General features: G+C 37.3%; 15 protein-coding genes. 13 read left to right on the top strand and 2 right to left on the bottom strand.

Annotated features, from left to right (window positions below; translation table 11 throughout):
• Positions 1-19 precede the first annotated feature (19 nt).
• The 8 genes from ACTJJF_RS00835 (at position 20) to ACTJJF_RS00800 (ending at position 11844) form a co-directional block, all read left to right on the top strand.
• Entirely contained in the window at positions 20-4285 is a 4266-nt protein-coding gene (locus tag ACTJJF_RS00835) for a beta-ketoacyl synthase N-terminal-like domain-containing protein (RefSeq protein WP_440698348.1), read from the top strand.
• The gene (locus ACTJJF_RS00830; RefSeq protein ID WP_002977699.1) at positions 4273-4572 is read left to right on the top strand and encodes an acyl carrier protein; all 300 of its coding nucleotides are present in this window, start codon (positions 4273-4275) and stop codon (positions 4570-4572) included. Before ACTJJF_RS00835 ends, ACTJJF_RS00830 begins: the two co-directional genes overlap by 13 nt.
• On the top strand, positions 4563-5345 hold the full coding sequence (locus ACTJJF_RS00825) for an alpha/beta fold hydrolase (protein WP_440698347.1): 783 nt from the start codon (positions 4563-4565) through the stop codon (positions 5343-5345). Before ACTJJF_RS00830 ends, ACTJJF_RS00825 begins: the two co-directional genes overlap by 10 nt.
• Positions 5338-7740 carry a glycosyltransferase gene (locus tag ACTJJF_RS00820; protein WP_440698346.1) on the top strand — a complete coding sequence of 801 codons (2403 nt, stop codon included), beginning with the start codon at positions 5338-5340 and terminating at the stop codon, positions 7738-7740. The genes ACTJJF_RS00825 and ACTJJF_RS00820 overlap by 8 nt, the downstream gene beginning before the upstream one ends.
• Before the next feature lie 3 nt (positions 7741-7743).
• On the top strand, positions 7744-9015 hold the full coding sequence (locus tag ACTJJF_RS00815) for a condensation domain-containing protein (protein ID WP_440698345.1): 1272 nt from the start codon (positions 7744-7746) through the stop codon (positions 9013-9015).
• Positions 9012-10262 carry a condensation domain-containing protein gene (locus tag ACTJJF_RS00810; RefSeq protein ID WP_440698344.1) on the top strand — a complete coding sequence of 417 codons (1251 nt, stop codon included), beginning with the start codon at positions 9012-9014 and terminating at the stop codon, positions 10260-10262. Before ACTJJF_RS00815 ends, ACTJJF_RS00810 begins: the two co-directional genes overlap by 4 nt.
• A 62-nt stretch (positions 10263-10324) precedes the next feature.
• A complete protein-coding gene (locus ACTJJF_RS00805; RefSeq protein ID WP_440698343.1) occupies positions 10325-10810 on the top strand; it encodes a hypothetical protein in 486 nt (161 codons plus the stop codon).
• Positions 10811-10884: 74 nt separating this feature from the next.
• The gene (locus tag ACTJJF_RS00800; RefSeq protein ID WP_440699219.1) at positions 10885-11844 is read left to right on the top strand and encodes a Fic family protein; all 960 of its coding nucleotides are present in this window, start codon (positions 10885-10887) and stop codon (positions 11842-11844) included.
• A 127-nt stretch (positions 11845-11971) separates the two neighbouring features.
• Here the strand turns inward: ACTJJF_RS00800 and ACTJJF_RS00795 are convergent, their stop codons facing one another.
• The gene (locus ACTJJF_RS00795) at positions 11972-12592 is read right to left on the bottom strand and encodes a hypothetical protein (RefSeq protein WP_440698342.1); all 621 of its coding nucleotides are present in this window, start codon (positions 12590-12592) and stop codon (positions 11972-11974) included.
• A gap of 270 nt (positions 12593-12862) precedes the next feature.
• On the opposite strand from ACTJJF_RS00795, the gene hsdR reads away from it, so the two are divergent.
• The 3 genes from hsdR to ACTJJF_RS00780 are packed head-to-tail and all read left to right on the top strand — an operon-like array spanning position 12863 to position 18708.
• Positions 12863-15238 (top strand): EcoAI/FtnUII family type I restriction enzme subunit R, encoded by a 2376-nt coding sequence (gene hsdR / locus ACTJJF_RS00790; RefSeq protein WP_440698341.1) that lies wholly within the window; start codon positions 12863-12865, stop codon positions 15236-15238.
• A 36-nt stretch (positions 15239-15274) separates the two neighbouring features.
• On the top strand, positions 15275-16720 hold the full coding sequence (locus tag ACTJJF_RS00785; protein WP_440698340.1) for an N-6 DNA methylase: 1446 nt from the start codon (positions 15275-15277) through the stop codon (positions 16718-16720).
• Positions 16720-18708 carry a restriction endonuclease subunit S gene (locus tag ACTJJF_RS00780; protein ID WP_440698339.1) on the top strand — a complete coding sequence of 663 codons (1989 nt, stop codon included), beginning with the start codon at positions 16720-16722 and terminating at the stop codon, positions 18706-18708. Before ACTJJF_RS00785 ends, ACTJJF_RS00780 begins: the two co-directional genes overlap by 1 nt.
• 41 nt (positions 18709-18749) lie before the next feature.
• On the opposite strand, the gene ACTJJF_RS00775 is transcribed toward ACTJJF_RS00780, so the two are convergent.
• On the bottom strand, positions 18750-19160 hold the full coding sequence (locus tag ACTJJF_RS00775; protein ID WP_440698338.1) for a helix-turn-helix domain-containing protein: 411 nt from the start codon (positions 19158-19160) through the stop codon (positions 18750-18752).
• 277 nt (positions 19161-19437) lie between these two features.
• On the opposite strand from ACTJJF_RS00775, the gene ACTJJF_RS00770 reads away from it, so the two are divergent.
• Together ACTJJF_RS00770 and ACTJJF_RS00765 are read left to right on the top strand one after the other, a co-directional pair.
• Complete coding sequence (locus tag ACTJJF_RS00770) at positions 19438-19944, top strand: hypothetical protein (RefSeq protein WP_440698337.1); 507 nt, start codon at positions 19438-19440, stop codon at positions 19942-19944.
• Between the two features lie 415 nt (positions 19945-20359).
• Positions 20360-21208 (top strand): GIY-YIG nuclease family protein, encoded by an 849-nt coding sequence (locus ACTJJF_RS00765; protein WP_440698336.1) that lies wholly within the window; start codon positions 20360-20362, stop codon positions 21206-21208.
• The last annotated feature ends 348 nt before the right edge of the window (positions 21209-21556 follow it).

The following is a 21556-nucleotide window of genomic DNA, read 5'->3' as shown; positions in this document are numbered from 1 at the left end:
CCCTCTGTATACACTAAGCATGAAAAAAACAGATGTTGCTGTAGTTGGACTATCCTGCGTCTTTCCCGGGGCGCAGGATGCCCATACTTTTTGGCAGAATATTGTCAATAAAGTAGACTCTACCCAATCCGCTCCGGCAGATAGGATAGATCCGGTGCATTTTAGCGATGCCACCAACCCTGTCGATCGTTTCTATTGCAAACGAGGCGGGTTTATTCCTGATTATGAGTTCAACCCTACCACTTTTGGAATTTTACCCCTTGCCGTGGAAGGAACAGAACCCGATCATTTACTGACCCTTGATTTAGTTCAGAAAGCTTTAGAGGATGCCGGAGTATTTCAAAAGAATACTTCCCTTGAAAAGACAGGAATTGTCATCGGGAAAGGAAATTATACCGGGCCGGGAGCTACCCGTGCCATTGAAATTGTAAGAACCGGAGAACAGATTTCCTCTTTATTGCAGGAATTGCTGCCCCAGGTATCTTCCGCTGATATTGAAAAAGTAAAACACGCTTTCCAGGAGCGAAAAGGACGTTTCGCTGCTGATACTGCCATGGGATTAATTCCCAATCTGGTAGCTTCATTGGTAGCCAACCGCTTTGATCTTGGAGGTGTTGCTTTTACCGTTGATGCCGCTTGTGCCAGTGCTTTAATTGCCGTAGATCATGCCGTACAGGAACTTCAGAGAGGACGTTCCGATATGATGATCGCCGGAGGTGTACACACCGGACAAAATGCTGCTTTCTGGAGTATTTTTGCTCAATTAGGTGCTATGTCCCGCCAGGAACAGATCAAACCGTTCAGTATGGATGCTGATGGATTACTGATTGGAGAAGGTTGCGGCTTCGTCGTGCTAAAACGATTGGAAGACGCCGTTCGCGATCAGGATAAAATCTATGCGGTCATTAAAGGTGTAGGCGTAAGCAGTGACGGTAACGGAACCAGCGTGATGAGCCCATCTGTAAAAGGTCAGTTGAAAGCTTTAGAACAAGCCTGGATCAATGCTGATCTGGATAAAAATAAATTAGGTTACCTTGAAGCCCATGGTACCGGAACTCCGCTTGGAGATAAAACAGAACTTCAGACCTTAGCACAGTTCTTTGGGAAAGAAGAAGCTGCTCCGGTAGCTGGAATCGGTTCTGTAAAGTCCAATATCGGACATGCTATGCCGGCTGCCGGAATCGCAGGACTAATTAAAACCTGTCTGGCTTTACATCATGACACTTTACCACCAACATTGTACTGTGAAAATCCTACTGCAGACATGCAGAATACAAGATTTGAACCTGTACAGGAAGCAAAAAACTGGTCAAAAACCGGATTACCAAAAGTAGCAGCGGTAAACGCTTTCGGATTTGGAGGAATCAATGCACACGTTGTTCTTGAAGGCTATGATATGCCGAAAAAAGACAAAGTATTGCTATTGGCAAGACCTACGCATGCAGAATTGGTTTCTGCATTACAAAATAATGATACCACTTTAGGAGAAGGAGATTTCAGAGTAGCCATATTCGATCCTACGCCTGCAAGAGTAGAAAAAGCCCTTAAAATTGTTTCTAAAAACCTGATCTGGAAAAACAAACAGGACATTTGGTACACTTCTGCCCCATTATTAAAAGATGGTGGCAAAGTTGCCTTTGTATTCCCTGGTTTAGATGGTCTGGCAAAAGGTGAAGTAGACAGTGTTAGCCGTTATTTCGGATTAACAGCGCCTATAGAAACTGAAGGCGAGGGGCTTTTAACTGATGCTTTAAACATCTTCAACAACTGTAGTATCCTTGATAATTCATTGAAAAAACTGGGGATCATCCCAGACATGAATGCAGGACACAGTTTAGGAGAATGGCTGGCAGGATATTCATCAGAGTTAGCAGAAGCCAATTCTGTAAAAGCCTTAATCGATGTATTGAATCCTGAAACTTTTGAACTAAAAGATTCCAAATTCATTGCCATTGGAGCCGGAATTGATGTCGTACAGCCTTTTATCACTGAAATTTCAGACCTGTATATTTCTAATGACAACTGCCCTAATCAGGTGATTCTTTGTGGCAGTAATGCCGCATTGGATGAATTGGTTCCATTATTAAAATCAAAACAGATCTTCCATCAGGTACTGCCGTTCCAGTCCGGGTTCCACTCTCCATTTATCGCTGATAAACTGGATGTGATCCTTGCGGGAATGGAAAAAGCACAGTTCCAGAAAACGAAGATTCCGTTATGGTCTGCAACCACTTTAGAACCTTATCCAGCAGATCAGGCAGCGATCAGAAAACTGAGTGCTGAGCATTTGGTAGAACCTGTTCGTTTCCGTGAACTGACAGATAAATTATACGAGGAAGGAGCCAGAGTATTCATTCAGGTGGGTACCGGTGGTCTGATCGGATTTATTGATGACACCTTGAAAGGAAAAGCATTCAGCACCATTCCTTCCAGCGTTCCCGCCCGTTCTGCATTGGCACAGCTACAACGTGTTGTTGCTTCGTTATTTGTAGAAGGAAAAACCATTGCTCTTGACTTCCTGGAAGTTCAGCAACAATCAAAAAAAGCATCAGGAAAAGGTATTAAACTGGAATTAGGCTCACCTATTATCCGAAACTTTAAAGAAATAAAAGCCTTAGCTCAAGCCTTTGAAACACCAAAACAATATACTGCCTCAGCTTCAGCCATGACTGCCAAAAGTGGGCATCCGCTGGTACAGGCATTTCAGGACAATGTTAATGATATGATCCGTATGCAGGAAGAAGTATTGACTTTATTCCAAAACCGTCCGGAGATTACCATTCCACGTCCTGCTCAGGTGGCTCCTGTAGCACAATATACTGCTCCACAAGCACCAAGAAGTACAACTTTCACAAAAGATCTGTACGTAACGCTGGAAAGCCATCCGTATCTGATCGATCACAGCTTATTGAGACAGCCTAAAGGATGGGCTCATGTAGCCGATATGGAACCGGTAATCCCCATGACCATGATCTTTGAACAGTTAGCAGAAATTGCAGAGGCAGAAATCCCGGGAACATTGGTTCATAAAATTATGAACGTAAGTGTATTCCAGTGGATGAACGTAGCACAGCCTTTTGAGAAAACCGTGAAAGGACAATGGCGTGGAGAAAACCATGCGTATCTGGATATTGAGAACTTCGCCAATGCAGAAGTAACCTTAAAATCCGGCCCGATTACTACCCCAACGTTCAATCTTTCCATTGGTGATCTTTTACCGATTGAAAGAACCCCTGAAGAAATCTATGACATGCATATGTTTCATGGAGAAAAATACCAGGGAATTACTGAAGTTTCAGCGGTTGGAACCAAAGGAATCATAGGAAAAATCAAAGGAAATGGCGGAAAAGGATCTCTATTGGATAATGCCGGACAGTTATTCGGACTTTGGTTACAGCTTACTTTAGTGAAAGACCGTATCGCCTTCCCGGTGAAGATCAGAGATATTGAATTCTTCGGAGACATGCATGATCAGGAAGGTATTTTTGAATGCACCTGTATGCAGACTGAGCTTAATGATGAGTTTGCCATTGCTAATATCGTTCTTAAAAGAGACGGAAAAGTATGGTGCGCCATCACAGGATGGCAGAACAGAAGACTGGAAATTGATGCCGCTTTATGGAATATTTCCATGTCGCCATTGCATAACCGACTTTCTGAAGAGATTGCTCCGGAAGTATTTTTCTTCCACCAGGCCTATACCAGAGTCGCTTCATGGGATTTTATCCTGAAAAGGTATTTCAACCAGACGGAAAAACAGCATCACCAGCAATTATTACCCAACAAGAAGAAAAACTGGATGGTAAGCCGTGTGGCGGTGAAAGATGCCGTGAGAAACCTTCTTCGTCAGGAAAAAAATTATGCCTGCTTCCCAATCACGTTTGAAATCCGTTCCGATGAAGTAGGGAAACCTTACCTCATCAGTGATTTTACAGAAGACATTCATATTTCACTCGCTCACAAAGGAAAAGAAGCTGTGGGAATTGCGAGATATGGCAAATCTGTAGGAATTGATATGGAGCTCATGGAAGAACGCAGCGAAGGATTCTATGATTTGGTATTCACAGACAACGAATTAGCCTTATTAAAAGGAAAAGATCAGGCAGAATGGACCACTCGTTTCTGGGTAGCGAAAGAAGCCTACGGAAAATTCTTAGGAACCGGATTGAAAGGAAATCCAAAAGCCTTTGAAGTAGAACAAATAAAAGATGATCACTTGTGGATCAACAATATTGAAATCAAAACTATTAAACATAAAAATTATATTATCGGATGGACACTGTAAACGCAACATTAAAAATGAACCACGAAGAACTTTTTACTTTATTAAAAGGTTTTATTACTGAAGTGATAGGGGCTGAATTTGTAGAGGAGATGGACATTACTCCGGAAAGTTCATTCACCAAAGATCTTGAAATGGACAGCATCGAGATTGTCTCTTTCTCTGAAAAGATCAAGGCGCATTTTGGCGATCAGATCGACTTTACAGGTTGGTTATCTTCTATGGATCTAGACCAGCTTATTAATCTTGACCTTAGTATGATCATCAATTATATCTACGAATGCCAATAATCACTGTCAATAACAGACAAGTTCATATACAGGAACTCAATAAAGGAGCCGAACAAACCGTGGTACTCATCCACGGTATGTTCAGTAACCTGTCCATTTATTATTTTAATATTGCCCCTGTTCTGGCAAAACATTTCCATGTGGTGATGTACGATCTGAAAAGTCACGGTATGAGTGAACGCTTTTTGGATGGGTACGACCTTGAAAACATGTCATCCGATCTGATAGGTTTAATAGATCACCTTCAACTGGAAAAAGTACATCTTGCAGGCTATAGCTTCGGCGGTCTTATTGCTTTAAAAACAGCATTAACATATCCTGAACGCATTAATCAACTCGTGGTGATGGAAGCTCCGGACCCGCAGGACGAAAAAGCCCGTAACATCATTGATGAATACAGCAAGGAATTTCTTGAGCATTATGTAGCCAATTTTACAGATACCACCAAAGTCCAGATGGGCAAAAGACAAATGGAAAAGAACCATCGTATGTATGAGTTTCTGTTTAATCAAACCAGCATCAAAGCAGATATGATTAAGGAAAAGCATTTCCTTGGTGAAGCTGATTTTAACCAATTGACAGCTTCCACTTTATTGCTTTATGGTGCTGATTCCAACTGCAGACCTACAGGAGAATGGCTGCAGACTCAAATCGGTTCATCCGAACTTGAATTAATCTCCGGCGATCACAATATTCCGATTCAGGAACCTCAGCTTATTGCAGAGACGATCGCTCAGTTTTTATCTAATATTTTAACGAAGAACCATGGCTAAATTTGCATTTATAGTTCCACCCTTGACAGGACATGTCAATCCTACCCTAAGCATCGGTGCTACTCTGTTGGAAAGAGGGCACGAAGTAGCCTGGATCAGCCTTGACCCGACTTTAGAGGCTAAACTTCCCGAGGACGGAAAATTACTACTGATCCAGTACGATCAGACCGACGCAGAAAAGAAAGAAAGCGAACAGTATCTCGATATTATTTCCAAAAAAGTAGTCTACGGAATAGACAGCGTGAAGTTCCTTTACGAAGAGGTTCTTATTCCACTGAACAGACATTGCTATAACGGAATTATTGCTTTATTAAAAACATATCAACCCGATCTAGTCATCGGTGACCATCAGTTATTTGCGGCTCCGGTAGCGGCAAAAGCATTAGGAATTCCTTGTGCGACTTCCGTTACCGCTCCGGCTGCCATTAAAATCATGAATGAACTGCCTAAAGTTCACGAATGGGAGGTGAATCAGATCATTGATCTGCAAAAAGAATTAGGTTTTAATGAAGAGCGTTCTCTTGCAACTTCAGATCTTTTAGCTCTTGTTTTAACTTCAAATTATTTCTTTGGGGAAATGGAAGATCTGGAACCTCAATATCAATTCACGGGCCCCGTTCTTACCGAGCGTCGTATTTCTTGTGAGTTTGATTGGGACAGACTGAAAAATGTTACCAACAAAAAGATTTTAGTGAGCATCGGAACTACTTTCGATCACGAACATAAAAAAGCATTCTTCCAAAAGGTTGTGGATGCTTTTAAAGAGGAAGATTTAACCGTTGTTGTAGTTTCTGATCCACAGCTTTTCGAGCAATGGCCGGATAACTTTATGGTGTATCAGCAGGTTCCTCAATTGGATCTGTTACCTCATCTTGATGGTGTGGTTTGCCATGGCGGCCACAATACCGTTTCTGAAACCTTATCCAACGGAATTCCTTTAGTCGTGATCCCTATTGCGTATGACCAGTCGCACGTTGCAGGACGTGTGGTGCGTACGGAAGCAGGGGAAAGACTTAATTTCAACAGATTTAAAGCCAATCATCTGAGAGAGGCAGTACAACAAATATTAAATAACCCGAGCTATCGTGAGGCAGCTCAAAAAGTAGGACAATCTTTTATGGAAGCAGGAGGAGCATCTACAGCCGCTAATTTATTGGAAGAAGCCATTACAAAAGCTTCAAAACCAGAAAAACCATCTAAATTTTTATTCGTTGTTCCGCCGTTTTTCGGACATGTAAGCCCTACATTAAGTGTGGGAGCCAGTCTGATTGCCCGTGGCCATGAAGTAAAATGGTTCGGAATTACGCCTTTAGACAGCAAACATATTCCGGAAGGAGGTTCTTACTTCTACCCTGAAGAAGATCTTATTCCGTATCAGGAAGAAATCGCCCGTATTTTAAAAAGACAGGATGATGGACCAGCGTGTTCAGGTCCTGAAGTGATGAAATTAGCGCTAGAAGAAACGTATGTTCCTTTCGCTAAAATGATGATGCCGGGATTAACCCGATTAACAGAAAGCTGGATGCCTGATGTGATCGTGAATGACTGTATCACTTTCGGAGGTGCGCTTTTCGCTCACAAACACAATATTCCTTGCGTAACTACTACCCCTGTTCCACCTGACGTTATGGGAGACACTGAAAAAAGTGCCCCTAAAATCTGGGAATGGCAGCAAAACCTCATCAAAGACCTGCAAAAAGAAGTAGGCATTCATGAGGAAGGTATTTACATCCATTCACATAAACTGAATATGGTATTTACATCACAGGCCTTTGCCGGTTTTGATACGGTACCATCGCATATGAAATTTGTAGGCCCTGTAAAAGGTCGTCCAAACGATGCTCCTTTTGACTGGGATAAATTAAATGCTTCTACCACTCCAAAGATCTTCGTATCACTGGGAACGTTGTTGGTAGACATCAGAAAAGCTTTCTTCGAAAAGATTATCGCAGCATTTAAAGATCAGCCGGTAACCATTGTAGCTGCTACTCCACCGGAAATCTTTGAAGAATGGCCGGAGAACTTTATCGTAAACAGCTTCGTGCCTCAATCTGCGGTGATGCAGAGGATGGATATGGTGATCTGCCACGGTGGTTTCAATACAGTAAACGATACATTCCGTAACGGATTACCGATGTTGATCACCCCTATTGCTTATGATCATTTCCATATTGCGAAATTAATTGAGCAGGCAGGCTGCGGAATCAGCATCCGATACAAGAGGCTTCGTGTAGAAGCTCTTCGTGAAACTGTTTTTGAATTATTGGAAAATCCTAAATACAGAGCTGCCGCTCAGGAGGTTCAAAATACTTTCAATCTTGCAGGAGGTAATGATAAAGCGGTAGAACTGCTGGAAAATTTTGTACAGGAACATTCCACTTTAGCATCTGTCTAGCTTATGAAAAGAAGATTGTTATTTGGCGAACGAATGTTGCTGGGAGACGGAACAGAACCGTTCAATGCGGTGATCCCTTTCAGGCTCAGAGGTACCTTTGCATTGAAGGATATCCAGCAGGCTTTGGCTCAGATCCAGCAAAAACATCCGTGGTTAAGAGCCCTTATTGCTCACGATGATCAAAATATCCCCTGGTTTGATGTTCCTGAAAACCCGATCTCCATTCCGGTGCGAATTATTGCCAGACAAGGAGAAGATCAGTGGCAGGAAGAATCCAGAAGGGAATGGAATACTTTATTCGATCCTAAAAAATTACCTCTTATCCGGTTTGTCTGGATCAAGGGGGAAGACGTTTCTGACATGCTTTTTGCGTTCCACCATTGTTTATGCGATGGTGGTTCTGCAATGGCTTTTCTTTATGAGTTTTTAAAAGTACTGGATGATCCAAAAGCCGATATTGGGATAGAAAACCCAATTTTAGGGATTCAGGATGTAGTTCCGGCAAATATTTTAAACAGCCGGAAGAAAAAATTAAAAGCCAAATTCATTGGAAGATTAGCGGCTACAGCCATTAAGGTGATTCCTACCGGTAAAAAATCTATTGACCGTCAAAATGATTATTTAATCAGTTGGAAAGTAGATGAAACCGTAAGTCAGCAACTGATTTCCTATTGCAAATCCAATGGTGCTACCGTGAACACATTCTTAAGTGCTGCTTTGCTTCAGGCTTTCAAGAAAGTAAAAGGAACCGGAGCCTTCAATAAAGTGTCCTGTCCTGTAGATATCAGACGTTTTGCTACCCAGGTGAAAAACGATCATATTTTTGCCTTTGGGCTGATGATCGTAGTTTCCGCCAATGAAAAGCTGAGCTTTATAGAAAATTTACATGCGATGCAGGCTTCTGTAGAACGTAAAACCTCTAAGCTTGACCCTTATATTACCATGATGGTGATGGAATCCGGACATGATGCGTTGAATAATTTCACCAAGCTTTTAAAGAATGGGAAATCGTCTAATGACTGTATGTTTTCCAATCTGGGACGTATTCAGATTCCTCATGAGTATAAAGAATTTAGTGTAGATACTATTTTCAGTCCGTCAGTCATTGGGCCATTAGGGAATACGACAACACTGGTAGTTTCTACTTACCGTGGAAAAATGGATTTTTCATTTGTGGGAAGTGAAGGATATTTACCGTATACCGATGCCCTTGCCATCCGTGATGAAATCATGAAGATCATTAAAACCCAACTGGAATATATCGCTGTATCATGATCAAAAGAAAACTAATGATGGTGGAAAGGATCATGTATGTAGATCCCGAAACGCCCGTAAACTGTGTATTTGCAGCCAAAATAAAAGGAGAAATTCCGGAGCAGAATTTTAAAACTGCTCTGGAAAAAATCCAGCAGAAGCATGCGCTATTAAGAGTGGTTATAGACTCTAAAACTGAGAAATATCCCTTTTTTATAGAAGAAAAAGAGATTGCTCCTATCCCACTCCGCATTGTAGAAAGAAAAACAGACCAGGACTGGCTGACGGAGTCTCAAAAAGAATGGAAAATCTTATTTGAGGAAGAGAAAACACCACTAGCCCGTGTAGTCTGGGTAAGGGGACAGGATGTTTCTGAAGTCTTTTGGGCCATCCCTCATTGTATTTCAGACGGAACCACCGGAGTAACATTAATGAAGGAACTTCTTCAGCTTTTAGATAACCCAGCTTTAGAATTAGAACCTTACGAGCCTTTCTCTTCCGTGGATGAATTTCTCCCTTCCAACTTTAATGTAAAAAGTAAGAAATTCAAAGCCAAACTTTATCTGACCTTTGCCAGGTTCTTCTTTATGCTACAACAGAAAAGCAAAAAGAGAAACCTTGGACAAGATTATGTTCTTCACCAAAAACTGGATCCGACCACCACGGCTCAGATCACTGAAAGATGTAAAGCCAATGGCGTTTCCGTTCATGCTTTGCTTTGTTCTGCCTTCATGCAGGCATTCCGGGAAGTAAAAGGGAAAGAAGCCAAAGGAAAAGTGATCAGTCCGGTAGATGTGCGTCATTTTATTCCGGAGATCAAAGAAGATCATTTATTTGCTTTTGCCCCAACGGTTGACCTTGCTATTAAAAAAGGAAGTTCCGACTTGTTGAACAATGCCAAACAGATTAAAGAAGACCTTGTTCAGAAAATAGGAAAAATGGAAGCCCGCGAACTGTTGTGGATGGGTGAACAGATGCACCCGATTGTTGACCGTATGATCTCCATGCTTAAATCAAGCAATGGCGGCCATGATGTAACCTTATCCAATATGGGCAGGATCAACATCCCAAACGAGTACAAAAACTTCAGCATTGAAACCATTTTCAGCCCAACGGTAGCTTTCCCATGGCTGAACTCAAATACTTTGGTAACAAGTACGTACAACCATCAGATGGATTTTATATTTTTGTCCAACGAAGACTTCCTTCCCAAAGCGGAAGCCGCCAAAATAAAAGAGAAAGCCATAGCGCTAATGACCACCTCATGAAATTGAAATTTAAGCCGAAGCCGCCTAAAAAGCTCAAAAAAACTACCCTCAAACGCTTTCTCATGAAGCGTACGATTTATTATGTCCTTCCGAATGTATTTTTCAATTTCATCATCGCCTATGCCAGCTTCAAAGAATTAGGCTACACCCATTTTTTCTCCGGCGAACAGAACCTCGCCCGCCTTACCTTACCCATGGCCTTATTTCTCCCTGTTGTCCTCACCATAGACATCATCAAAAGAGTAACCGATGCCGCCGGACAAGGCGCCATTGAGTTTACCGTAGACGAACAGTTAAATATTAAAAAGTTAATGACCAAACTGAGTATTCTGCATGGAGTGATTACCTGTTCTTTGGTGCTAGCCATGCTTTTTTTAGGGCAGTATAATTTTTCTAAGGATTATAAGCTGGATGCTACAGCAATGGCTGTTGTTGTGGGAACGTTGGCTGGAATTTTGTCTGTGGTGTTTGTGTATTTGCCGGTGTGGAGATTGAGGAGGTGGATGTGTAGGAGAACGCAGACTGTGACTGTTGACTTAAATACATAGTTTATTTTAGTAAATCACTCTATTTTTAATATAAATCTCTATCTTTGATAGTATCATATGATATTATCAAGGATATGAAACCTCCCTATACCATTACAGATACCATTTTATTTTTAGTAGCTTCTATTTCTGAAAAGATAGGAGAAATCAATGCTTCACATCTGTATAAACCTGTCACTGAATTAAGGAAAAAGAACAGGATCAAAACCATTCAGTCTTCCCTGGAAATTGAAGGAAATACCATTACGGAAGAGCAGATAACCGCTTTACTGGAAAATAAAAGAGTTATTGCTCCTCAAAAAGATATTCTTGAAGTTCAGAATGCAATACAGGTATATGAAGAAATCAATCAGCTGAACCCTTATCATTTAAAAGACCTGGAAAAAGCGCATTCTATTCTGATGAAAGGACTGGTTGATCATCCCGGTAAGTTAAGAACCACTAATGTGGGAATCATTAAAGGTTCAAAAGTAGAACATATAGCACCGGGAGGCGCCATGGTAAAAGGATTAATGAAAGATCTCTTTGCTTATCTGAAAAAAGACAAAGACCTGATTTTAATTAAAAGCTGTGTCTTCCACTATGAGTTTGAATTTATACATCCTTTTACAGATGGTAACGGAAGAATGGGCAGGCTCTGGCAGACCTTGATTCTGATGCAGCAATATCCTGTATTTGAATATCTGCCCATAGAAGCTCTCATCAAACAAAGACAGACCGAATACTATTATACCTTATCAGAATCTGATAAAAAAGGCGATTCTACTCCTTTTATAGAATTTATGTTAGGAATTATCCTCGAATCTCTACAGGAACTTCTTCAGTCTCAAAATAAAACACTGTATACAGAAGACCGAATTTTATTATTTAAAGAGAAAGTAAAACAAAATAAGTTCAGCAGGAAAGACTATATGCAGAACTTCAGAAGCATTTCTGCTCCCACCGCAAGCAGAGACCTGAAATGGGCTGTTGAACAGGGTATTTTATTAAAATCCGGAGAACAGAGACTGACAGAATATTGGTTTAAAGAATGATGTTATAATGCTTATGATTTTGGTTATCTGCTAGTGGAGACTGAGCAGGTGGGTGTGTAGGAGGATCATAACAGTATAAATCAATTCAAAAGTAAAGGCTAAAATGATTAATCATTTTGCTGTTTAATTATTTATTAGTAATTTCTTCCTTCTTGATACTCGTATACTCTAAATCATGCTCTTCATGAAATATAACAAATAAACCAAGTAAATCAAAAAGTACGATTATTGAAATTACAATTGTTTTCAGTAAACTTCCATTTTTATAGTTTTCGTAGGCTAATCTTAAGTAGCTATCCTCTAATACAAGAGCCAAAATAAATAACAGAATTGTGGTAAAACAAAGATACTTTCTATTCTCTCTATTGCTAGCTCCATTTTTACAATCTTTATAAAAATTATACATCGTCTGATTGTTAGTTTGAACTGCCTTATTAAGAATCTCCGAATAACTATAATATTCTTTTTTATAATCAAAGTCATTTTCTCTAACAAAAACTTTAGGAATGAATAAACTTATGAAAGCGAAGAATCTGTAAACTATTGAAGAAGTAAGAATGAATATTATATGAAAAATAAAAACTATAAGTATATCACTAATATTACTCATAGTAAAAATTTCTTCAACTGATTTATTTAAAAAGAGTACAGCTACAATATCAGCCGATAAAAACCAACTTGTTAACAACAATAACCAATAGAAAAGTTTATCATAATCACTAAAAAAATTAAATAGTCCGTTTATCATATTAATTGTTTTTTAAATTTTATCTTCAAGATGTAATAATTTTATTTATAAATGAATAAACAAATATAATATCTAACATGTCTTTTTTATTATGGAAACACATAACAAAGCAAAAATAGAAGAGAAATAAATAGCTATATTTGATCGATTTTTTGATGAATATTAAGATATGTAAAAATACAAGGATATTAGAATCTTATAATTTTTTATAAGAATTTGAATACAAAAACAAATCTAATATTCAAATTCTATTAACCAACACAAACTCAAATGAACAAAAAACTCTTTTCAGAACGTGACATATGCACAAAATATATTACTCCTGCTTTAGAAAATGCAGGTTGGGATAAGTTTAAACAATTCAGAGAAGAAGTAAATTTTACAGATGGAAGAATTATCGTACAAGGTAAATTATCTACCAGAGGTAAAAAGAAAAGAGCAGATTATATTTTATATTATAAACCCAATATTCCAATAGGAATTATTGAAGTTAAAGAAAATAACCAAAATGTAGGATCTGGAATGCAGCAAGCACTAAATTATGCTGATATTCTTAATCTTCCGTTTGTTTTCTCAACTAATGGAGATTCGTTTTTATTTCATGATAAAACAAATACGCAAAATATTGAAACTGAAATTCAAATGGAGAATTTTCCATCTCCTGAAGAACTTTGGAATAAATATTTAGAATATAAAGAAGTAAAAACTGAAGAAGGAAAACAAATTGTAGAACAAGATTATTTTTTTGATGGTTCCGGGAAGACACCCAGATATTATCAACAAAATGCAATCAATCTTACGTTAGAAGCTATTGCAAAAGGACAAAACAGAATCTTACTTGTGATGGCAACCGGAACAGGAAAAACTTATACTGCTTTTCAGATTGTTCATAGATTATGGAAGTCAAAATCGAAGAAAAGAATTCTGTTTCTTGCCGATAGAAATGCATTAATAGACCAAACTAAAAGAGGAGACTTTAAACATTTCCGAGATAAAATGACCATTGTTCAAAAGAGACAAGTTGATAAATCTTATGAAGTTTATTTAGCTATTTATCAAGGATTGACAGGTAATGAAGAAGATAAAAATATATTTAAGCAATTTAGTCCTGAATTCTTTGATTTAATTGTAATTGATGAGTGTCACAGAGGAAGTGCAAATGAAGATTCTGCTTGGAGAGAGGTATTAAGCTATTTTAAAACAGCTACTCAAATTGGGCTTACTGCCACACCAAAGGAAACAGAGGAGGTGAGTAATACTGAATATTTTGGAGATCCAGTGTATACTTATACTCTTAAACAAGGAATTGACGATGGTTTTTTAGCACCTTACCAGGTTGTTAGAGTAACAGTAAGTGTTGATGCAGAAGGTTGGAGACCAGAAAAAGATAAAACTGATAAACAAGGAAATACTGTTGAAGATCGTATTTACAATAGAAAAGATTATGACAGGAATCTTGTGATTGATGAACGAACAGAAAAAGTAGCAAATAAAGTAACTGAATTTCTAAAGAGTACTGATAGATTTAATAAAACAATTGTATTCTGTAGAGATGTGGATCATGCGGAAAGAATGCGCTCCGCTTTAGCTACTTTAAATACTGATCTAGTTGCACAAAATCATAAATATGTAATGAGAATTACAGGAGATAATGATGAAGGCAAAAGGGAATTAGATAATTTTATCGATCCGGAACAGACATATCCAGTTATAGCTACAACTTCTGAATTAATGACAACTGGTGTAGATGCTCAAACTTGTAAGTTAATAGTTTTAGATACAGAAATTGGATCTATGACTAAATTCAAGCAGATTGTTGGACGTGGTACCCGTGTAAACGAAGAATTTGGAAAGCTCTACTTTACAATTTTAGATTTCCGAAATGCTACAGATTTATTTGCTGATCCTATGTTTGATGGAAACCCTGAACGTATAAAAATTATTGATGAAGATGAGAAGTTAGATGGAAATTTTGAAGGTGAAAACGATTCTAATGACCAGGAATCGAGTGAACCAATAGATAAGAATAACAAAGCTTCGGATCCAAATAATGAGGATCCATATACTGAGAAGAAGACAAAACCTTCAAAAGTATATGTGAATGGTGTAGATGTTTCTATTCTTAATACAAGAGAGTTGTATTTTGATAAGAATGGGAAACCAGTAACTATCAGTTTGAAAGATTATTCGAGACAGTTAATTCAAGAGCAGTTTTCAACTTTAGATAATTTTCTGAATATATGGACAAACTCAGAAAGAAAAGATGCCATTATTCAGGAAATTCATGAACAGGGAATTCCTGTGACTGATCTTTTAGAAGCAGTGAATAAAGAATGTGATCTTTTTGATATTATCTGTCATGTAGCATTCGATCAAAAACCGCTGACTAGAAAAGAAAGAGCAAATAACGTTAAGAAAAGAAATTATTTTTCTAAATACGGAGATCAGGCAAGAAAAGTTCTGGAAGCATTAGTTGACAAATATGCTGATGAAGGAATTGAAAATATTGAATCAATGGAAGTTTTAAAATTAAAACCCATTGATCAATTAGGAACTCCGAAAGAAATAATCAAAAATTTTGGAGGAAGAAATGAGTACTTAGATGCTCTTAAAGAATTAGAACAAGAAATTTACTCAATTGCTTAGTAAGCTATTGAGATTATATAAAAGATTAAATAGAAAATGAGTATATCAGGGATAGTAGATAGCGTCCGAAAAATCATGTGGCAGGATTCTGGTCTAAATGGTGATGCACAACGTTTAGAGCAGTTAGGTTGGATGCTTTTCTTTAAGGTATTTTGTGATAAAGAAGATGAGTTAGAACTGCTATATGAAAATTATGAATCTCCAGTTCCGGCACAATATCATTGGAATAATTGGGCCGCAGATGATGAAGGAATAACAGGTGATGAATTATTGAATTTTATTGATAGAGATTTATTTCCCGCTTTAAGAGATTTGGATTTAAGTACGGGAAATAGACGTGCACTTATTGTTCACGAAGTCTTTGCTGGAAATAACAACTACATGAAAAGTGGAATTAATATTCGTAAAGTTTTAAATAAACTCAATGAAATTGATTTTAACTCCACTAAAGACCGTCATGCTTTTGGTGATGTATATGAAAGCTTACTAAAAGATCTTCAATCGGCGGGTAAATCTGGGGAGTTCTACACCCCTCGTGCTATTACACAATTTATAACCCATGTTCTTGATCCAAAATTAGGAGAAAAAATCCTTGATCCGGCATGTGGAACAGGAGGCTATTTAACAGCTGCAATTGATAGTATTTCTAAAAAAGTTGAGTCTGTTGAAGACAGACAACTTTTACAAGACAGTATTATTGGTTGGGAATATAAACCACTTCCCTATTTATTGGCTACAACTAATTTAATTTTACACGATATTGAAGTTCCCAATATCACTTATAGAGATTCATTAGATCAATCTTTAAGTGAATATAAAGAAAAACAACGTGTAGATGTTATCTTGGCCAACCCTCCTTTTGGTGGAATTGTGGCTAATAATAATGAAAACAATTTTCCTCAAAATTATCGTACAAAAGAATCCGCAGACCTTTTTTTAATTTTAATGATTCATTTATTAAAAGTTGGCGGTCGTGCTGGTATTGTATTACCAGATGGTTCTCTTACAGGGGATGGAGTAAAGCAACGTATACGTGAAAAGCTATTAAAAGATTGTCGTTTACATACCATTATTCGTCTACCCAACTCTGTATTCCAACCATATGCAACAGTGGCAACCAATTTATTATTTTTTGATAAAGTACATCATAATAATGAAGCGGCTGACTTCGCAACACAAGAAGTTTGGTATTATGAGCATCGCCTTCCAGAAGGGCAAAAGTCTTATAGTAAGACAAAACCTATAAAAGAATCCGAATTTGAACCTATCAGAGCATGGTGGGATAATCGGGTAGAAAGTGAAGTTTGTTGGAAAGTTGATATTAAAACATTACAGAAAAGAAATTTTGACTTAGATATTAAAAATCCTCATAAACTAGAAGAGACAATAGAATATTCATCCAATGAATTAATTGAAAAACTTTCTTGCTCTTTGGATAAATCAAATATTTTATTACAAACACTTAAAAATGAAATCAGATAATGAAAAAGTTTGGTGATTTTTTAAAAAGAAGTAAAATTTCAATTGATTTAGATGATAGTTTAGATTATAAAAGAGTTACCATTAAAATAAAGCATGGTGGAGTCTCTTTAAGAGATATAGAAATCGGAAAAAAAATTGGAACAAAAAAACAATTTATTTTAAAAAAAGGGCAATTTGTACTATCTAAAATAGATGCACGTTATGGTGCTTTTGGAATTGCTCCAGCTGAAGTAGACAATGCTATTATTACAGGCAATTTCTGGGCTTATGATGTTGACCTTAGTATGATTGATATTGATTGGTTTAATCAATACACAAACTCCAAAGATTTTTATGATGTTTGTGAAAGAGCAAGTTCGGGTATTACTCATCGAAAATATTTATCTGAAATACAATTTCTTAATAATGAGGTTAATCTCCCAAGTTTACAAGACCAAAAAAAAGCAGTTAAAAAAATTAATAATTTAAAAGCCTTTGGAAATAATCTCTCAAAAGAAATCAATTATCAATTAAATTTAATCAAAGATATTCGTCAAGCATTTCTTCGTGAAGCCATGCAAGGAAAATTAGTAAGTAATGAAACTTCTGATGGAAAAACAGGAGCAGATTTATTAGCTGAAATACAAGCAGAAAAAGCTCAATTAATTAAGGAAAAGAAAATTAAAAAGCCTAAGCCACTACCTCCAATATCAGAAGGTGAAATACCATTTGATATTCCTGAAAATTGGACATGGTGTAGATTGAGAGAGATTACAAAATATTCAGAGGCAGGTACAAGCTTTAAATGTCAAGAAATTCCTATAAATAATCAAGAGTGGGGCGTATTAAAAGTTAGTGCTGTTTCTTGGGATAAATTTGATGAAAATGCTAATAAACTTTATTCTAAACTTCCGCCAGAAGATTTAAGAGCTAAAGTTAATAAGAATGATTTCTTAATTTCTCGTGCAAATACATCAGAGTTAGTTGGTAAAAGTGTCATAGTGAATAAAATAGCAAGAAATTTATTACTAAGTGATAAAATTATACGATTTCATTTTTTTGATCAAATTAATAAAAGCTATGTTAATACAGTGAACAATTCTTATACTTCCAGAATATATTATTCATCTAAAGGAACAGGAAGTAGTCCATCAATGAAGAATATTACTAGAGAAGTTATGGAAAATCTTATCATTCCACTTCCACCAATAGAAATTCAAGAACGCATTGTAGCGAAGTTGGATGAGTTAATGGACCATTGTGATGCTTTAGAAGAACAAATAAAACAAAGCCAGCAAACTAATGATTTGTTGTTACAACAAGTTCTAAGAGAAGCCTTGGGAGAAAAGAAAGGAGAATTTACAGAGTTACAGTTAGTAGATGAGCCCACTGAGCAATATATCACAAAGCAGTTTACATCTAAAACATGCGACAAAAATGATATGGCTGTCCTTACTGGATATATTATTAAGGAGCTTAACACCGAAGATTTTGGAAGGGTAAAGCTTCAGAAAATGCTTCATCTTGTGGAATATCATTGTCAACTGGAAACTAATTTTAATTATTATAAAAAAGTTGCAGGCCCACATGCTGAGGAATTAAAGGAATCAATAGAGTCTATTCTCCAAAGGAATCGCTTCTTCGATATTAAAAAAGAAAAACTCGGAAATAAAGAAAAAGTAAACTATACCGCATTAGCAGGGGTTTCACAAATTGATAAATTCTTTAATTCGGACTTCAAAGAACAAAAGGAGAATATCAATTTTGTCCTACATAAATTCAGGAATAAAACATGGGAATTCTCTGAAATGATTTCCACCATGTATGCTGTTTGGAATAATCGATTAATAAAAGGAGAAATAATTGATAACGAAGAATTGAAAAAAGATTTTCTCGCTTGGGATCCTCAAAAAATAAAATTTCTTGATAAACTAGATTACAGCATTGAATGGATTAAGAAAGAAGGTTTAGTGCCTACTGGATTTGGAAAATATATAGACAAACAATAGAAAAAGGTTCAGCATACGCTGAACCTTTTTCATATTTTAAGTTATCCCTTCTCAATCAACCTCTCCAGTCTCCCCATCATCTCATCCTTCTCCTTCAGCATCCTTTCATAAAGCTCCATCTTTTCTTCATGCATTTTAAGAATAGCTTCTACCGGATTGAAAACAGGGTGTATATTAATTGCTGAAGCCCCGTCTTTGAAATCAGTAAACGTATTAGAAATAATATTCACCGCCTGCTCCTCATCAAAATTCTGAAACGCTTCCACCGGAATTTTCAATACTTCAGAAATTCTTTTCAGTAAAGGGTCTTCAATAATTTCTTTCTGTTCCAGCAGAGAAACTTTCTTCTGGTTCCAGTCGTCCCCAAGGTCAAGAGCCAATGCTTCCTGCTTGATGCCCAGCATTTCCCTGAATCGTTTTACATTGCGGCCCTGATGTATTTTATGTTCCATGATAAATCAACATTTATGAGGTTTAAATATAGAAAAATATTTAGAAAAAAGCGGCCTAAAAAACAATATAATAAGCTCTGGAAGCGCCCCTCCTCTCCTATTTCACCATTTCATTCATTACACACTCTTTTTTTCTTCAAAACCCCATAAAAAACAAACCCCATTATCCGGTTTTCATTTTCTGATGAACACGTCCTGAAAATCTTACAACAGTCTATTTTTCTATGCCTTATGCTTCCTATATTTGATAACAGTAACAACCAAAAAACACAAAATCATGGCACTAGACAATTTAATCAGTGTAAGCTTTTCAGAAAGCGATTTACAAACCATCGACAAAGCAATTCAGGACATCCAGACCACCCTTACAGGGAAAACCATCAACCTTACTCCGGATCAGAGACAGCAATACGGCAGAATTGCAGAACAGAACAAGCTCTTCGTGAATAAAGCCAAAACCTATATGGAACAGTATGCCCAACATGTTCCGGGCTTTCTGGACAAAGCGGAATTCGACAGGGATTATATAGCCAGAGAGCAGGTAGAACAAAGGTTACAATTATTAGATTCCATCACAGAGCAACTGTCTGATACCAAAGTATTATTAGATCATGACAACTACCACAATGCTATCAGTTTTTACAGAAACCTTAGATTTTTATCTGAAGAAAATGTTCCGGGTACCAATGTTATCTATGAGGATATGAAGCAGTTCTTTATAACAGCTCAACAACCCCAGACTCCCCCACCATCAGCCACCAATAATGACATCCCGCAAAGCTAATATTAAAATAACAGTTATATTACAAAGCACGTTTTCACGTGCTTTTTTTCATGTTATCCCCCTTCACCCTGCCTTTAAAGTCCCTCTAAGGATTTGCACAAGTGGCTCCAGCCCCTTAAACAACGGCCTACAGGCCTTTCACAAGCCCCGATACCCCGTTATGCAACCCGTGATACCCCCTTAGGTAAGGGGGTATCGGCACTTCCCCAAGGGGGTAAAGACTCTTCCAAAGTGCCTATAGATGGGTGTTGAAATACCTGGAGACGCTTTGGAAGTGGCTAAGCCCTCTTTTAATGGCTGTTTTTCATTATATTTTATGCTTTTCCGTAAGTAAAAACTAAAGAATTTTCTTATTATTGCCACCATTAAACAAACATTCTTCAATCATTAATGATTCAAAGCAATACAACTAACTATGAACACCTTCGGAAAAACCATACGCCTTTTCTTTGTAGATGGCACCCCAAACAGTCTCACTACCGCAGAACTCAGCAACTGGACGGGAATAGGCATCAGAGTTCCCCGTATTAAAGTAAGAGAATTCAGCAATCGTACAGAATTTAGAAAACCTGGGGTGTATATACTGATTGGTAAAGGAGATAATAATGAAGACGCAGCCTATATTGGAGAAGCGGAAGTAATTGCAGACCGCCTTGCAAGTCATATTGCCAATAAAGAATTTTGGAATGAAGTGTTATTCTTTGGGAGCAAAGATCAATACCTGAACAAAGCAGGTGTTAAATACCTGGAAAACCGTTTGTATGAACTGGCTATCCACGCAGAACGCTATACTATTAATCAGAATGTCCCTACCCGACCTGAACTTTCCGAAGCAGAACAGGCAGAATTGGAAGAGTTTTTATCCAATGTAAAAATATTGACGGCTTCACTAGGACATAAAATATTTGAGTCCGTGGAAGAAACTATTGAACAGAATGAAAACCATCAACTGGTATTATCCTGTAAAAATGGAGCCGGAGCCAACGCCAAAGGAAGTCCGTCCACAGAAGGTTTTGTTGTATACAAAGATTCTCTTTTGATGGTTACTGAGCAACCTTCATTAAATGATGGTATTGTATCGGAACGAAATAAAATGATTTCAGACGGGATATTACTATTGGAAAATGGATTCTATAAACTTACCAAAGACTACATTTTCAATTCCTCCTCAAGAGCAGCATCAGCTACGTTGGCAAGATCTGCAAGTGGGCCTTTAGAATGGAAAACAGAGGCGGGAATACAACTTAAGTATTTGGAAATATAGTTTGAATAATATGATTTGGATTCCTACGAAATGATAAAGTATATGAATAAATAAAAACGCTCTGTTTATCATTCCGCAGGAATCTACACTCGCATATTGGATATTTTATTTTGAACCATTAAGAAGAATTAAGAGGATAAAAATATTAAGGTAAGCTTCGCTTTAAGATACGATCTAAAGAAAATCCTCGATTTCCACCTTAACTTTCCTTAATAACTTCATAATTCTTAATGGTTTAACATATAGTTTAACCACAAAGACACAAAAGGATTAAACACTTAAGTTATTTTAAGTAACAAACTTTACGCATAAGAAGTACACTTAAGGTTTTGAAAATCTTTGATTTTC

The sequence above is a fragment of the Chryseobacterium sp. 22458 genome (assembly GCF_052044975.1).
Lineage (GTDB): Bacteria > Bacteroidota > Bacteroidia > Flavobacteriales > Weeksellaceae > Chryseobacterium.
Note: the sequence above shows the minus strand (reverse complement) of the source record. Positions and strands in the feature narration are given on the sequence as shown.

Coding starts and splice junctions, on each gene's coding strand:
- ACTJJF_RS00780 (WP_440698339.1), top strand. CDS start 16,720: ATGAAAAAGTTTGGTGATTTTTTAAAAAGAAGTAAAATTTCAATTGAT.
- ACTJJF_RS00795 (WP_440698342.1), bottom strand. CDS start 12,592: ATGATAAACGGACTATTTAATTTTTTTAGTGATTATGATAAACTTTTC.
- ACTJJF_RS00805 (WP_440698343.1), top strand. CDS start 10,325: ATGAAGCGTACGATTTATTATGTCCTTCCGAATGTATTTTTCAATTTC.
- ACTJJF_RS00785 (WP_440698340.1), top strand. CDS start 15,275: ATGAGTATATCAGGGATAGTAGATAGCGTCCGAAAAATCATGTGGCAG.
- ACTJJF_RS00800 (WP_440699219.1), top strand. CDS start 10,885: ATGAAACCTCCCTATACCATTACAGATACCATTTTATTTTTAGTAGCT.
- ACTJJF_RS00820 (WP_440698346.1), top strand. CDS start 5,338: ATGGCTAAATTTGCATTTATAGTTCCACCCTTGACAGGACATGTCAAT.
- hsdR (WP_440698341.1), top strand. CDS start 12,863: ATGAACAAAAAACTCTTTTCAGAACGTGACATATGCACAAAATATATT.
- ACTJJF_RS00835 (WP_440698348.1), top strand. CDS start 20: ATGAAAAAAACAGATGTTGCTGTAGTTGGACTATCCTGCGTCTTTCCC.
- ACTJJF_RS00815 (WP_440698345.1), top strand. CDS start 7,744: ATGAAAAGAAGATTGTTATTTGGCGAACGAATGTTGCTGGGAGACGGA.
- ACTJJF_RS00775 (WP_440698338.1), bottom strand. CDS start 19,160: ATGGAACATAAAATACATCAGGGCCGCAATGTAAAACGATTCAGGGAA.
- ACTJJF_RS00830 (WP_002977699.1), top strand. CDS start 4,273: ATGGACACTGTAAACGCAACATTAAAAATGAACCACGAAGAACTTTTT.
- ACTJJF_RS00825 (WP_440698347.1), top strand. CDS start 4,563: ATGCCAATAATCACTGTCAATAACAGACAAGTTCATATACAGGAACTC.
- ACTJJF_RS00810 (WP_440698344.1), top strand. CDS start 9,012: ATGATCAAAAGAAAACTAATGATGGTGGAAAGGATCATGTATGTAGAT.
- ACTJJF_RS00770 (WP_440698337.1), top strand. CDS start 19,438: ATGGCACTAGACAATTTAATCAGTGTAAGCTTTTCAGAAAGCGATTTA.
- ACTJJF_RS00765 (WP_440698336.1), top strand. CDS start 20,360: ATGAACACCTTCGGAAAAACCATACGCCTTTTCTTTGTAGATGGCACC.